10 protein-coding genes are annotated in these 14,510 nt (G+C 70.8%); 6 read left to right on the top strand and 4 right to left on the bottom strand.

What is annotated here, in order from left to right; all coding sequences use genetic code 11:
- Positions 1 to 47 precede the first annotated feature (47 nt).
- A complete protein-coding gene (locus tag ACWCQM_RS14315) occupies positions 48 to 1,436 on the top strand; it encodes an FAD-dependent oxidoreductase (protein WP_450915592.1) in 1,389 nt (462 codons plus the stop codon).
- Here the strand turns inward: ACWCQM_RS14315 and hemE are convergent, their stop codons facing one another.
- A complete protein-coding gene (gene hemE / locus ACWCQM_RS14310; RefSeq protein ID WP_450915591.1) occupies positions 1,437 to 2,546 on the bottom strand; it encodes a uroporphyrinogen decarboxylase in 1,110 nt (369 codons plus the stop codon).
- Positions 2,547 to 2,638: 92 nt separating this feature from the next.
- Here hemE and ACWCQM_RS14305 point away from each other — a divergent pair, with 92 nt between their 5' ends.
- The 5 genes from ACWCQM_RS14305 to ACWCQM_RS14285 all read left to right on the top strand — a co-directional run bounded on the left by ACWCQM_RS14305 (position 2,639) and on the right by ACWCQM_RS14285 (position 9,192).
- The gene (locus ACWCQM_RS14305) at positions 2,639 to 3,298 is read left to right on the top strand and encodes a DUF3000 domain-containing protein (RefSeq protein ID WP_450915590.1); all 660 of its coding nucleotides are present in this window, start codon (positions 2,639 to 2,641) and stop codon (positions 3,296 to 3,298) included.
- Positions 3,299 to 3,517: 219 nt separating this feature from the next.
- Complete coding sequence (locus ACWCQM_RS14300; RefSeq protein WP_033300087.1) at positions 3,518 to 4,180, top strand: helix-turn-helix transcriptional regulator; 663 nt, start codon at positions 3,518 to 3,520, stop codon at positions 4,178 to 4,180.
- 116 nt (positions 4,181 to 4,296) lie between these two features.
- Positions 4,297 to 5,571 (top strand): HRDC domain-containing protein, encoded by a 1,275-nt coding sequence (locus ACWCQM_RS14295; protein ID WP_450915589.1) that lies wholly within the window; start codon positions 4,297 to 4,299, stop codon positions 5,569 to 5,571.
- Between the two features lie 274 nt (positions 5,572 to 5,845).
- A complete protein-coding gene (locus tag ACWCQM_RS14290) occupies positions 5,846 to 7,066 on the top strand; it encodes a thiolase family protein (RefSeq protein ID WP_450915588.1) in 1,221 nt (406 codons plus the stop codon).
- On the top strand, positions 7,063 to 9,192 hold the full coding sequence (locus ACWCQM_RS14285; protein WP_450915587.1) for a 3-hydroxyacyl-CoA dehydrogenase NAD-binding domain-containing protein: 2,130 nt from the start codon (positions 7,063 to 7,065) through the stop codon (positions 9,190 to 9,192). The genes ACWCQM_RS14290 and ACWCQM_RS14285 overlap by 4 nt, the downstream gene beginning before the upstream one ends.
- Before the next feature lie 68 nt (positions 9,193 to 9,260).
- Here the strand turns inward: ACWCQM_RS14285 and ACWCQM_RS14280 are convergent, their stop codons facing one another.
- The 3 genes from ACWCQM_RS14280 to ACWCQM_RS14270 are packed head-to-tail and all read right to left on the bottom strand — an operon-like array spanning position 9,261 to position 14,440.
- Positions 9,261 to 10,658 (bottom strand): GDSL-type esterase/lipase family protein, encoded by a 1,398-nt coding sequence (locus tag ACWCQM_RS14280; RefSeq protein ID WP_450915586.1) that lies wholly within the window; start codon positions 10,656 to 10,658, stop codon positions 9,261 to 9,263.
- 21 nt (positions 10,659 to 10,679) lie between these two features.
- On the bottom strand, positions 10,680 to 12,776 hold the full coding sequence (locus ACWCQM_RS14275) for a glycosyltransferase family 4 protein (RefSeq protein WP_450915585.1): 2,097 nt from the start codon (positions 12,774 to 12,776) through the stop codon (positions 10,680 to 10,682).
- Entirely contained in the window at positions 12,773 to 14,440 is a 1,668-nt protein-coding gene (locus tag ACWCQM_RS14270) for a stealth family protein (protein ID WP_450915584.1), read from the bottom strand. Before ACWCQM_RS14270 ends, ACWCQM_RS14275 begins: the two co-directional genes overlap by 4 nt.
- Between the last annotated feature and the right edge of the window lie 70 nt (positions 14,441 to 14,510).

Here is a 14,510-nt window from a genome sequence, read left to right as displayed (position 1 = left end):
CCGTAGCGTGGGCCCCCGACCTGCACACGGCGGCGAAGGGACCCGTTATGGCTGCGGAACGACTGGTGATCGTCGGGGGCGACGCGGCGGGCATGTCCGCCGCGTCGCAGGCCCGCAGGCTCAAGGGGCCCGACGAGCTGAGCATCGTGGCCTTCGAGCGCGGCCACTACACGTCGTACTCCGCCTGCGGCATCCCGTACTGGGTGAGCGGTGACGTGGAGCGGCGGGACGACCTGATCGCCCGTACGCCCGAGGAGCACCGGGCCCGTTCCATCGATCTGCGCACCCGCACCGAGGTGACGGAGATCGATGTGGCCGGGCGCCGGGTGCGGGCGCTGGACCGGGAGAGCGGTGCGACGTACTGGACGGGCTTCGACAAGCTGGTGATCGCCACCGGTGCCCGGCCGGTCCGTCCCGCGCTGCCCGGGATCGACGCCCCGGGTGTCCACGGCGTGCAGACCCTGGGTGACGGCCAGGCGCTCCTGGAGTCGCTGGACCGGGCCCCGGGGCGCCGGGCCGTCGTCGTGGGCGCGGGCTACATCGGCGTCGAGATGGCCGAGGCGATGCTCAAGCGCGGCTTCGAGGTGACGGTGCTCAACCGCGGAGCGCAGCCCATGGCGACGCTCGACCCGGACATGGGGCGGCTGGTCCACGACGCGATGGACGGGCTGGGCATCACCACCGTCAACGGCGCCGCGGTCACCCGGATCACCACCGGCCGGGACGGCCGGGCCACGGGCGTCGTCACGGACGGCGGGACGTACCCCGCGGATGTCGTGGTGCTCGGCATCGGCGTCGAGCCGGAGACCGCCCTGGCCCGTGCGGCGGGGCTGCCGCTGGGACCGCACGGCGGGCTCCTGACGGACCTGTCGATGCGGGTAGTGGGGCAGGAGGACATCTGGGCGGGCGGCGACTGCGTGGAGGTCCTGGATCTCGTCGCGGGCCGCACCCGGCACATCGCGCTCGGCACGCACGCCAACAAGCACGGCCAGATCATCGGGTCCAACGTCGGCGGGGGCTACGGCACATTCCCCGGCGTGGTCGGTACAGCGGTGAGCAAGGTCTGCGACCTGGAGATCGCCAGGACCGGGCTGCGCGAGAAGGACGCGCGGGCGGTCGGGCTGCGCTACGTCACGGCGACGATCGAGTCGACGGGCCGCGCCGGCTACTACCCGGGGGCGAAGCCGATGACGGTGAAGATGCTCGCGGAGTACCGCACCGGCAGGCTGCTGGGCGTGCAGATCGTGGGCCGCGAGGGGGCGGCGAAGCGTGTGGACGTCGCCGCCGTGGCGCTCACCGCCGGGATGACGGTGGAGGCCATGACGGCACTGGACCTCGGCTACGCCCCGCCGTTCTCGCCGGTCTGGGACCCGGTCCTGGTGGCCGCCCGCAAGGCCGTGTCGGCGGTGCGGGCGAGCCTCCGGGAGGACGTCTGACTAACGGGCCGTCTGCTCGTGGACGTACTGCACGAGGCGGGTCAGGGCGTCCGGGTCGGTGGACGGCAGGACGCCGTGCCCGAGGTTGAAGATGTGGCCCTCCAGCCCGGCGGCGGCGTCGAGCACCTCGCGGGTCTTCGCCTCGACCGCCTCGGTCGGCGCGAAGAGCACCGCCGGGTCGAGGTTGCCCTGGAGCGCCTTGCCGGGGCCGACCCGGCGGGCGCCCTCGTCCATCGGGATGCGCCAGTCCACACCGACGACGTCCGCGCCGGCCTCGCCCATCAGGCCGAGCAGCTCGCTGGTGCCGACGCCGAAGTGGATGCGCGGGACGCCGTACGGCGCGACGGCGTCGAAGACCTTCGCGGAGGCGGGCATCACCGAGCGGCGGTAGTCGGCCGGGGCCAGGGCGCCGACCCAGGAGTCGAAGAGCTGGACCGCGGAGGCTCCGGCCTCGATCTGGACCTTCAGGAAGGCGCCGGTGATCTCGGCGAGGCGGTCGAGCAGGTCGGCCCAGAGCTCCGGGTCGCCGTACATCATGGCCTTGGTGCGCTCGTGGTTGCGGGACGGGCCGCCCTCCACGAGATAGCTCGCCAGGGTGAACGGCGCACCGGCGAATCCGATCAGCGGGGTGGAGCCGAGCTCCCTGGTGAGCATCCCGAAGGCCTCGGTGACGTACGGGACGTCCTCGGGCGTGAGGTCGCGCAGCCGGGCCAGGTCGGCGCGGGTGCGGATCGGCTCGGCGATCACCGGGCCGACGCCGGGCTTGATGTCGAGGTCGATGCCGATGGCCTTGAGGGGCACGACGATGTCGCTGAAGTAGATCGCGGCGTCGACCTTGTGGCGGCGCACGGGCTGCAGCGTGATCTCGGTGACCAGCTCCGGCATCATGCAGGAGTCCAGCATCGCGATGCCCTCGCGGACCTTCAGGTACTCGGGCAGCGACCGCCCCGCCTGACGCATGAACCAGACCGGGGTGTGCGGCACCGGCTCGCGGCGGCAGGCCTTCAGGAACGCCGAGTCATGGGTGGCGGGGGTCACTGGCAGGCCCGAGGACGGGCCCTCCCCCGATCGGACGGAGCTGAGCTCTTGGGGAAGGTCGTTGGCACTCACGCACAGAATCTTCGCACGGAGCGGCAACGAGCCGGACCCCGCATGGGTGTCCCTCCCTGCACGGGGCTCCGGTTCCGCCTACTCTTCCCCGCATGGCTCCGGCTCAGGGACAGTATTCCGATCATTCCGATGGCATTGACAGCGAGGAGAGTGCGGAGGGCGAAACAGTCCCGCCGGCGTTCCGGTCGGCGGTCGACGCGCTGCGGTCCGCCCGTCTCCGCCCCGAACTGGAGGTCGAGCCCACACGTCCGCCGCAACGGCTCGCCCCGCACGCGTACGCCCTGGAAGCAGCCGTGGTGGACGGCGAGGACGATCTGGCCGACGGGCGCCTGGTGCTCCTGCACGACCCGTCCGGGCACGACGCCTGGCAGGGCACCTTCCGTCTGGTGACGCTCGTGCGGGCGGAGCTGGAACCGGAGATGGCGGCGGACCCGCTGCTGCCCGAGGTGTGCTGGTCCTGGCTGACGGGTGCGCTGGACGCCCGCGGCCTGTCGTACGGGGAGGCCGGTGGCACCGTGACGCGCGCCGGTTCGCACTACTTCGGCGCGCTCGGCGCGCGCCGTCCGGCGACGCAGATCGAGATCCGTGCCTCATGGACGCCGCGCGAGGGGCGCGGCGGGGCGCCGGACACGGCGGCCCATCTGGTCGCGTGGGGTGATCTGCTCTGCCAGCTCGCCGGTCTTCCGCCGTCGGGCACCACCGACGCGGCGGTGGTGACACTGCCCCAGCGGCGCGGCCCCCAGGCCCCATGACACAGCGTGACCTTTCGGGAGAGCCGGTCGCACAGCGACCGGCTCTCTTTTCGTACAATCGATCGCGCGTCCTATTTGCCCGAATTGTTACTCACTAATCCGTGATCTTCCCCTAAAGGAGGACGCGCCTGCTGCCGAAGAGGTCAATGACCCTTCAAGCACGGTTCGCCCCGGCTTCATCCCCGAGCCGGCCCGTCCCGCCACTCCCCAGGAGGCCTGGTGTCCGTTCTCCTCGAGCAGCCCGCAAGCCTGGTCGCCTACCGCCCGAACAAGCCGACGGCCATGGTCGTCGTGGCCGACCCGCGCGTCCGTTCCACCGTCACCCGCCATCTGTGGGCCCTCGGAGTTCGTGACGTCATCGAGGCGTCGTCCATCGCGGAGGCCCGTCCCCGCGTCGGCAACCCGCGCGACATCTGCGTTGCCGACGTCCACCTGCCCGACGGTTCCGGGCTGACCCTGCTGTCCGAGACCCGAGCCGCCGGCTGGCCGAACGGCCTCGCCCTCTCCGCCGCCGATGACATCGGCGCGGTGCGCAACGCCCTCGCGGGCGGAGTGAAGGGCTATGTCGTCACCGGCACCCGTACCAACATCGGCCACCCCACCCGTCCCGGTGTCGCCCCGATCGGGGCGAACGCCGCCCGTATGCACCGCAGGCCTCCCGGCTCCCCGAGCCACCCGGGCGGCTACCGCGAGCTCTCCGGCCGCGAGGTGGAGGTGCTCCGCCTGGTCGCCGAGGGCCAGTCCAACAAGGCCATCGGCGTCTCGATGGGCCTCTCCGCACTCACCGTCAAGAGCCACCTCGCCCGCATCGCCCGCAAGCTCGGCACCGGAGACCGCGCCGGAATGGTCGCCGTCGCCCTGCGGACGGGCATCATCCACTGACCCCCTACCCCACCGGCACCTGCGCGTATGCGCGACCGGCCGGTTTACGCGCATGGCCGCCCGTCGACGGAACGTTCCGTCGACGGGCGACGCGCATACACAGATACCCTTGGCATGTGACCGACGCCCAAGAGACCGCAGAAGACAGTTCACTGCGAACCACCGGGGGCGCTCCCCCGGACGACGTCGCCCCGGCGCCGATCCCCTTGCTCGAACCGCGCGAGGGCATCCCCCCGGTGGTGGCGACCGACGACGCGCTGGCCCGGGTGATCGCGGACTTCGCCGCGGGCACCGGCCCCGTCGCCGTCGATGCCGAGCGCGCGTCCGGCTACCGATACGGCCAGCGCGCCTATCTCGTGCAGCTGCGCCGCGAGGGCGCCGGCAGCGCGCTGATCGACCCGGTCGGCTGCCCCGACCTCTCCGGTCTCGGCGAGGCGCTCACCGGAGCCGAGTGGATCCTGCACGCGGCCACCCAGGACCTGCCCTGCCTGCGCGACATAGGCATGACCCCGACGTCGCTCTTCGATACGGAGCTCGCCGGACGGCTGGCGGGATTCCCGCGCGTCGGGCTGGGCGCCATCGTGGAGAACGTCCTCGGTTACGCCCTGGAGAAGGGCCACTCCGCGGTCGACTGGTCCACCCGCCCGCTGCCCGACCCCTGGCTGCGCTACGCCGCGCTCGACGTCGAGCTGCTGGTCGACCTGCGCAACGCCCTGGAGGAGGAGCTCGACCGGCAGGGCAAGCTGGAGTGGGCGCTGGAGGAGTTCGCCGCCATCGCGTCGGCGCCGCCCGCTCCCCCGCGCAAGGACCCCTGGCGCCGGACCTCCGGCATGCACAAGGTGCGCCGCCGCCGTCAGATCGCCGTCGTACGGGAGCTGTGGACCACCCGCGACCAGGTGGCGCAGCGCCGTGACATCTCGCCCGGCAAGGTGCTCGGCGACGCCGCGATCATCGAGGCGGCCCTGGCGCTGCCGGTGAACGTGCAGGCCCTGACCGCGCTGCCCGGCTTCGGCCACCGTATGGGCCGCCGTCAGCTGGAGCAGTGGCAGGCCGCCGTCGACCGGGCCAGGGGGCTGCCCGAGTCGGAGCTGCCGCAGCCCGGCCAGCAGCCGGCCGGACCGCCGCCGCCCCGCTCGTGGGCGGACAAGGACCCGGCCGCCGCGGCCCGTCTCTCGGCCGCCCGCGCGTCCGTCTCGGAGCTCGCCGAGCGGCTGCACATGCCGCAGGAGAACCTGATCACCCCGGACACCGTGCGCCGGGTCTGCTGGGAGCCGCCCAAGCACCTGACCCCGGGCGCGGTCGAGACCGCACTCGCGGGGTACGGCGCGCGGCGCTGGCAGATCGAGCAGGTCGGCCCTCTGCTGCTGCGCGCCCTGGACGCCAGCGCCTGACCTCCTCCGTCCCACCGCGTGTGCCCCCTGCCGGTCCGGCAGGGGGCACACGCGTGTCGGGACCAGGCCGCTCCCCCACCCATCGGCGAGGATCGAATTCACGCCAGTTCCCCACCCGCTCCCGGGCGCCTGCGGCGACCCCGTCCCGTGTGACGTTCACCGCTCCGGTGGTGGGGGGTGGGCAGTCTGGTTACCCGCAAGTAGCATGAGGGGCGTGGCGCGCCGATGCGTGCGCCCGCAGCAGTGCCATCCCGCACCCTGGAGGAGAGCCACCGTGCCTCGTACCATCCGGGACGTCGTCTTCGTCGACGGCGTCCGCACCCCGTTCGGCAAAGCGGGCCCGAAGGGCATCTACCACGAGACCCGCGCCGACGATCTCGTCGTGAAGGCCATCCGGGAGCTGCTGCGCCGCAACCCGGACCTGGACCCCGCGAAGATCGACGAGGTCGCCATCGCCGCGACCACGCAGATCGGCGACCAGGGCCTCACCCTCGGGCGTACCGCCGGAATCCTGGCCGGTCTGCCGCAGTCGGTGCCCGGCTACTCCATCGACCGCATGTGTGCGGGCGCCCTGACCGCCGTCACCTCGACGGCCGGCTCCATCGCCTTCGGCGCGTACGACGTCGTCATCGCCGGCGGTGTCGAGCACATGGGCCGCCACCCGATGGGCGAGAGCGTGGACCCGAACCCGCGCCTCGTCTCGGAGAAGCTGGTCGACGAGTCCGCCCTCTTCATGGGCATGACCGCGGAGAACCTGCACGACAGGTACCCCTCGATCACCAAGCAGCGCGCCGACGAGTACGCGGTCCGCTCGCAGGAGAAGGCCGCCAAGGCGTACGCCAACGGCAAGATCCAGCAGGACCTGGTGCCGGTCTCCGTGCGCCGCACCAACGCGGAGGCGGGCGAGACGGGCTGGGGCCTGGTCACCGCCGACGAGCCGATGCGCCCCGGCACCACGCTGGAGTCGCTGGCCGGTCTGAAGACGCCCTTCCGCGCCCACGGCCGCGTGACGGCCGGTAACGCTGCGGGGCTCAACGACGGCGCCACCGCCTCACTGCTCGCGTCCGAGGAGACCGCCCGCGAGCTGGGCCTCCCGGTCAAGATGCGCCTCGTGTCCTACGCCTTCGCGGGTGTCGAGCCCGAGGTCATGGGCTACGGCCCGATCCCGGCGACGGAGAAGGCCCTGGCCAAGGCCGGCCTCTCCATCGGCGACATCGGTCTCTTCGAGATCAACGAGGCCTTCGCCGTGCAGGTGCTGGCCTTCCTGGAGCACTACGGCATCGCCGACGACGACCAGCGCGTCAACCAGTACGGCGGCGCGATCGCCTACGGTCACCCGCTCGCCTCCTCCGGCGTCCGCCTGATGACTCAGCTGGCCCGCCAGTTCGAGGAGCAGCCGGAGGTCCGCTACGGCCTGACGACCATGTGCGTCGGCTTCGGCATGGGCGCGACGGTCGTCTGGGAGAACCCGAACTTCAACGGAGGCAACAAGTGAGCTCCACCACTGAGCTTCTGAAGGGCGCGGCCGAGCTGTTCCCGGGTGAGGTCGTCACGCAGGCGCACGTACGCCACCTCGACCTGCCCGGCGGCGCGGGGCGCTTCGCGCTCATCACGCTGGACAACGGCTTCGACCACACCAAGCCGACCACCATCGGCCCGCAGTCGCTGGCGAACCTGAACGCCGCCATCGACCAGGTCGAGAAGGAGGCCTCCGAGGGCTCCATCACCGGTGTCGGTGTCACCGGCAAGCCGTTCATCTTCGCCGTCGGCGCGGACCTCAAGGGCGTCGAGCTCCTCAAGGAGCACAAGGACGCGCTGGCCATCGGCAAGGGCGGCCACGACGTCTTCCGCCGCCTCTCCGGCCTCGCGGTCCCGACCTTCGCGTACTACAACGGCGCGGCCATGGGCGGCGGTGTGGAGATCGGTCTGCACTGCTCCTACCGCACCGTCTCCAGCGCGCTGCCCGCGTTCTCGCTGCCCGAGGTCTTCCTCGGCCTGGTCCCCGGCTGGGGCGGCTGCGCGCTGCTTCCCAACCTGATCGGCGCCGACCGCGCCGTCTCGGTGATCATCGAGAACTCGCTCAACCAGAACCGCCAGCTCAAGGGCAAGCAGGTCTTCGAGCTCGGGATCGCCGACGCGATCTTCGAGGGCGCGGACTTCCTGGAGCAGTCGCTGATCTGGACCGCGTCCGTCCTCAAGGGCGAGATCGCGGTCGAGCGTCCCGAGGTCGACCGCGGTGACGCCTGGGACCAGGCCGTCGCCCGCGGCAGGGCCATCGCCGACTCCAAGGTGCACGGGGCGGCCCCCGCCGCGTACCGCGCGCTGGAGATCATCGCGGCTGCCAAGAGCGGTGACCTGGGCGCCGGCTTCGACGCCGAGGACCAGGCTCTCGCGGACCTGATCATGGGCGGCGAGCTGCGCTCCGGGATCTACTCCTTCAACCTGGTCCAGAAGCGCGCCAAGCGCCCGGCCGGCGCCCCGGACAAGGCCCTGGCCCGTCCGGTCACCAAGGTCGGCGTGGTGGGCGCGGGCCTGATGGCCAGCCAGCTCGCCCTGCTGTTCCTCCGCCGCCTGGAGGTCCCGGTCGTCCTCACGGACATCGACCAGGAGCGCGTCGACAAGGGCGTCGGCTACGTCCACGCCGAGATCGAGAAGCTGCTCGGCAAGGGCCGCATCAACCAGGACAAGGCCAACCGCCTGAAGGCCCTGGTCTCCGGTGTGCTGGACAAGGCGGAGGGCTTCTCCGACGCCGACTTCATCATCGAGGCCGTCTTCGAGGAGATCGGCGTCAAGCAGAAGGTGTTCGCGGAGGTCGAGGCTGTCGCCCCGGCGCACGCGATCCTCGCCACGAACACCTCGTCCCTCTCGGTCACCGAGATGGCGTCGAAGCTGAAGCACCCCGAGCGGGTCGTCGGCTTCCACTTCTTCAACCCGGTCGCGATCCTCCCGCTCCTGGAGATCGTCCGCGGCGAACGGACGGACGACGCCTCGCTGGCCACGGCCTTCGGTGTCGCCCGCAAGTTGAAGAAGACCGCGGTGCTGGTGAAGGACGCCCCGGCGTTCGTCGTCAACCGCATCCTCACCCGCTTCATGGGCGAGATCCAGAACATCATCGACGAGGGCACCCCGGTCGAGACGGCGGAGAAGGCCATCGAGCCCCTCGGCCTGCCGATGTCCCCGCTGGTGCTGCTGGAGCTGGTCGGCCCGGCCATCGGCCTGCACGTCTCCGAGACCCTGAACCGCGCCTTCCCGGAGCGCTTCACGGTCTCCGAGAACCTGGCCGCCGTCGTGAAGGCGGGGAAGCGCGGCTTCTACGTCTACGACTCCGGTGCACCGGTCCTCGACCCCGAGGTCGCCGCGCTCCTCAAGCAGGGCGACACCGTCCTCACCGAGGAGCAGGTCCGCGACCGCGTCCTGGACGCGGTGGCGCAGGAGATCGGCCTGATGCTCGCCGAGGGCGTCGTCGCCGAGCCCCAGGACATCGACCTCTGCCTGATCACGGGCGCGGGCTGGCCCTTCCACCTGGGCGGCATCACGCCGTACCTGGACCGCGAGGGCGTCTCCCAGCGGGTCAACGGCAAGCCGTTCCTGGCGCCGGGCGTGGCGAGCGTTCCGGCGTAACCGCGGATTCACCGGGAACGGGCCGTACGGGATCACTCCCGTACGGCCCGTTCGCTTGCACCGGTCCTTCACCATGTGCCGGTGAAGGGCCTGTGGTTGCACGTCTCACCGCATTCGTCCTCGCGGGAGCTCCCCGCCGTACGGATGCTGCTGTTCTCCGGGATGCCGACGACCTTGAACCGCACGGTGGCGGGGGCGGACTCCTGCGCCCCGAACAGCGCGATGACGTCGACGGCGTGGTGCCCCGCCCGCCAGCGGTGGGCGTGGGTGAAGTGCCACTCGCCCTTCTCGTCGACGGCGGTCGCGCCGATCAGCCGGCCGCCCTCCATGAGCACGACCTTGGTGGCGCCCGGCTGGGTACGGCCGGCGAAGCGCACCTTCGGCCCCGCGAACTTGTTCTCCTTCGGCGCGGTGATGACGGCGGGCGACACCCCGGCGATCACCTGGAAGTGCTGCTCGGCCGTCGGAGAACATCCGTCCGCCCGGAGCCCCACGCAATGGATGACGTGTTCGCCCGGGGTCCACTCGACCGCACGGCGCCACAGCCACTGGCCCGCGGCGCCCACACCGGTTCCACCGATGTACCGGCCCTGCTCGAAGAAGAGCAGGTAGTCCGTGCCGGGCGGGGCGGTGCCCGAGAACTTGGTCATGGGACCCACGGTGGCGCCCGCGACGGGCCGGGCGAAGCCGGGTGCTTCGCCGGTGACCATCCCGTAGTTCAGGGCCGACTCGGGCGACTGGACGGTGAACTCGTGGGAGACCGGGGGCAGTCCCTCGGGTTCCATGAGAGCCGCTATGTCGACATCGGCCCGGGTGAGCACGGACCGTTCCACCAGACCGGCGACGACCAGCCTGGCGACCTCGTAGGCCCCGGGATGGTTCAGGTGGCTGGAGTCGATGTTGCCGTCCGGGTGCAGGGGGTGCTCACCCGCGTCCACCCAGCAGAAGTACTGGCGCAGCCGGGTCGGGCCGATCCTGGACCAGAGGCTCATCGTGATGCCGGTGAGGTCGATCAGGGGGACGCCGAGGGCGGCGGCGGTCTCCGCCATGGCACGCGGGTACTCGCCCCGGGTGTTCTTCACCTCGCCGGTCGGTGAGAAGGCGTAGCGCGCGGTGGGGGTGACCATGACCGGCACCCCGCCCTCGCTCCGGATGTACTCGGTGAAGAGTCCGAGAAGTTCCTGGTACTCCGGTACCGGGACGTAGCGCATGCCGTTGTGGATCATGTGGTCCACGCCGCCGAACCCGAGGAGAACGACGTCTCCCGGCTTCATGCGGTTGAGCAGCCCCGCGAACCGCTCGGTGTAGTACTTGCGCGTGGTCATCGCGCTGCGCGCGTAGTTCGCGACTTCGATCGGGCCGACGAGCAGTTCCTGTATCTTCTGCCCCCAGCCCGCCATCGGGGCCTCTTCGTCCGTGCGCGGCGCCGGAACGGAATCCCCGAGGACAAATATAGTGCGGTTCATTTTATCCCCATTCAAGGAGTTCTAGCGGTCGACGACGTTCATGGCCATGGCCCCTGACGCTGAGCAGTAGGGGCGTACCTGGACGGGCTTGGCCGGGTGGACGCACACGAATTCCGATGTCTCGTCACCCACGACCGGCACGGCGGGATACACGAACGCGCCCTTGACGTCGGGGAAGTCCTCCAGGAGGTGGCACACACGGAATTTGCGCCAGTTGTCCGGAGAGGGCTGGAGCCACCAGTCCCAGTCCTCCCAACGGTCGAGACGGTGGTCCACCACCTTGCGGACCGGCACCCGGGCACGGAACGCGTTGTCCGCGAGCACCTGGACGGGCACGGTGAAATTGGCCGAGTGCGGTCCGCGCCTGCTGACCACGAAGAGCGCGCCGGGCTCCACCCGGGCCCTCCCGCAGAGCACACCGCTGAGGGTGATCCCATGTTCGTCGACCTCGACGGCGGTCGACTCGACGTGGTCCTGGCGCAGCACCGTACGGAGCATCAGCTTCCCGTTCGGCTGCGCGTAGGGGAGGTTCCATCCGACGGGAGCCGGACCGGAGCCGGCCAGGACAGCCGACCTGGCCCCGATCAGCTTCCGCGTGTCCCTGATCCCGGCCTTCATATGGACGTTGACCGACTTGGCCGAGGACATGGTGACCCGCCATCTGCCGTCGCCGAGGTCATCCAGGGCCGAGGGGGTCAGCGCGGCCGTGTAGCGGGTGCCGCCGTTGCCGAGCGGCTTCCTGGTGGTGCGCAGCGTCATGTCCGGCAGCCGCTTCCCGTCGGACGGGTTGTGCCTGAGGACGAACTGCCAGCGTTGCTTGCCGTCCTGCGGGCCGACGGCCGAGAACCGCAGCCAGCCGGCGTCGTCGGCGGCGACGTCGACCGTCGCGGCCGCGATCGAGACGGGCGGCACGGTCGGCGGCGCGGCGACGGCGTCCGCGGCCGTGGACGGGGCGCGGTAGCCGCGGTCCGAGGCGGACCTGCGGCGCATCGCGTCCTCGAACAGCTCGACGTAGCGCGCCGCGACCGCCTCGGGGTCGTAGCGCGCGGAGTTGCGCAGCGCCGCCACCCCCATGTCGCGGCGGAGCCTGTCGTCGGACATCAGCAGCCGCAGGCCCTGTGCGATGGCGTCCGCGTCCTCGGTCCTGACCAGCAGCCCGTCCTCGCCGTGGCGCAGGATCTCGCGCGGTCCCACGGGGCAGTCGGTGGACACGACGGGCAGTCCGCACCGCATGGCCTCCACCAGGGTCATGCCGAAGGACTCGGCGCTGGAGGTGACGGCGGCGATCGACCCCTTGGCCCACTCCGACTCGATCGGTGAGAACCCGCCCATGAGCAGCGCGCGTCCCGCGAGGCCCAGTTCGGTGGTGAGTGCCCGCAGCTTGGCCGACTCGCCCCCGTCGCCGTAGATCCGCAGCTGCCAGTCGGGGAACTCGTCGGCGAGCATCCCGAAGGCGTGGAGCAGCAGGTCGTAACGCTTGATCTGGTGCATGCGGCCGGCGCTCACGATCACCTTGTGGGAGCCGTCCGAGGGCTCGACCACGGGCCGCGGCACGCTGTTGGGGATGCCGACGACGGGGATGCCCGGCACGGGGGTGTTCTCCACGAACGAGCGGGCGTCGGCCTCCGTGACCGTCGTCACCGCGTCGAGGCGCGGGTAGACGCGGGCCATCTCGGCCCGGACGGCCGGCGGGATCGCCAGATGGGTCATGTGCTCCTGGGCGACGCGCAGGGCGGAGTCACGGGTGTACCGCGCGACGAACAGATTCAGGCTGGGCCTGGTGCCCACCACCACATCGGCGGTGGTCCTGCTCAGGTCCTGGATGATCCTCGCGTCGGTGAACTTGCTGTACTGGGCGTAGAACTCCTCCTGGCGCGGGACGACCTCGCTCGGCTCGTCGCTGCCGCCCGCCCTCACGTCCGCGGATCCGGGGCGGAGGTCCACCAGCGCCCTGATCGTGATGCGGGGGGAGATCTCGAACTTCGTCGCGGTGGCGCGCCTGAAGACCGAGACGATCTCGACCTCGTGGCGGACCGCCAGTGCCTCGGCGAGATTGATCACCGTGCGGTTGGTGCCGCCGATGCCGTAGATGTTGTTGATCAGGAACGAGATCTTCATCGGGCTTCCCGTTCCTTCCGCTCGAAGGGGCTGGGCACCGGGAAGTAGGACTCCAGGAAGGTGTTCAGCATGCGGGTCTGCCGGTTCACCTCGAAGGTGTCGGAGACCGTGTCGTTGATGCAGAACGCCTGCCGGTCGCGCCGGGCCAGCAGGATGCCCAGCCTTCTGGAGATCTCCGGCTTCGCCAGGTCGAGATAGGCGAAACTGATGTCGGAAGGCACGGCTCGTCCTGTGAAATACGCGTAGTAGTGGTAGAGCGAGGACGGGATGGAGATGTCGGTCGCGCTGCGGAATCTGCTGTGGGATGTGCTGTGGTGCGCCTCGGCGAACTCCTTCTCCATCTCGTAGAGGACACTGCGCCGCAGGGCGTACGGAGCGTGCCGGAGCTTCTGCACGATGGCGGACCCGAAATTGTCGAGAATGATCTTCCGGTTGTTCTTCCCGGCCGCGTCGACGGGCCGGTCCCCGACGGTGAGTCCCCACCTGGGGACCTGCGAGGGAGAGAAGAAGGTGCGGGTCATCCCGTTCGACATGAAGAAGTCCTTGGGCGTTGTCGGGCATCCAAGGAACATGTCGTCGTTGAAGTAGAGGAAGTGCTCGGACAGTCCGTCGATGTGGTGCAGCTGGCTTTCGATGGCATGCGAGTTGTATGTCGGAAGTGCGGCCTGGTCCTGGAAGATCTCGGTATGGTCGACCACGGTGAGCCGTGAGCTGCGCAGGCTGAGCCACTCGGGCCTCTGCCGGTCGGTCACCAGATAGACATGGCGGACCCATGGCGCGTTCTGCTCCAACGCGCGTAGCGAATAGCGGAGTTCGTCGCGGCTGATGTAGCGGGCCGCGTTCGCCGACTCGGTGTGGTAGCCGCCGTCGCCGAAATGGGAGCGGCGCCGCTGCCATTCGGGGGCGGACCCGTCCACCCAGGTGTAGACGACATCGACGGGGAAGCGCACATCCTCGGGCAGCACATCGGCGCAGGCCTCGATCGTGCGCACCGAGCGGGTGCGGCGGGTGTGCAGGGCGGCGAACCCGGTCAGCCGGCTGACAGGGACGCTGACCCTCGGTTCGTCCAGCGAGACGTCCTCGGTGACACGGTTGGGCCGGGGCGCGACGAGCCGGCCGTCCTCGGGGCGCCAGAACTCGATGTCGCAGCCGTAACGAAGGCCGAGCACCAGGGAGTTTCCGGGATCGGCCCACACCATTCCGGTGCGCAGCACGCGGGCCTGGCGGCCCGTGCGGCGGGCACGGGGGGATCCGCAGAGTGCCGACCTGCCGACGAGCCGCTCGCCGGAGCAGGCGGAGACATACACGGGCGCGGTGATCCGGGTGGTCGCGAGGGCGGCCACCACCCTCGCTCGGTCCGCCTCCGAGACGCCGAGGACGGACCTGAAGTCGGAGTTGCCGCGGACGGCGAAGTAGTCGATGCCCGCGTTGTCGAGCAGCGAGACGATCAGCTCCAGGTTCGCTTCCCGCAGGCCCAGCGGGGACGCGGTGGAGCGGACGAGCGCGATCATCCCTCCCCGGCCCGAGAGGACCGCGAGGCTCTCCGACGCGCGGAAGAGGTGCGGCCAGCGGCGCCGCGCCCTGCGCCCCCGGACGAACCGCGCGGCCAGGGTGAGGATGTGCAGCTGCCGCAGCAGCCCCTTGAGACCGGTGCGCAGGCGCATGGGAACGCGGCGGGCGACACGACGTCTCAGGGAGCGAGGAACGAAAGTGCGGTACACCCCGACGACAGCG

This window comes from Streptomyces sp. NPDC002125, from assembly GCF_053593715.1.
Note: the sequence above shows the minus strand (reverse complement) of the source record. Positions and strands in the feature narration are given on the sequence as shown.

Bases quoted from the DNA above. Each gene is read 5' to 3' on its own strand.
- ACWCQM_RS14275 (WP_450915585.1), bottom strand. From the start codon at position 12,776: ATGAAGATCTCGTTCCTGATCAACAACATCTACGGCATCGGCGGCACC.
- ACWCQM_RS14305 (WP_450915590.1), top strand. From the start codon at position 2,639: ATGGCTCCGGCTCAGGGACAGTATTCCGATCATTCCGATGGCATTGAC.
- ACWCQM_RS14270 (WP_450915584.1), bottom strand. From the start codon at position 14,440: ATGCGCCTGCGCACCGGTCTCAAGGGGCTGCTGCGGCAGCTGCACATC.
- ACWCQM_RS14315 (WP_450915592.1), top strand. From the start codon at position 48: ATGGCTGCGGAACGACTGGTGATCGTCGGGGGCGACGCGGCGGGCATG.
- ACWCQM_RS14280 (WP_450915586.1), bottom strand. From the start codon at position 10,658: ATGAACCGCACTATATTTGTCCTCGGGGATTCCGTTCCGGCGCCGCGC.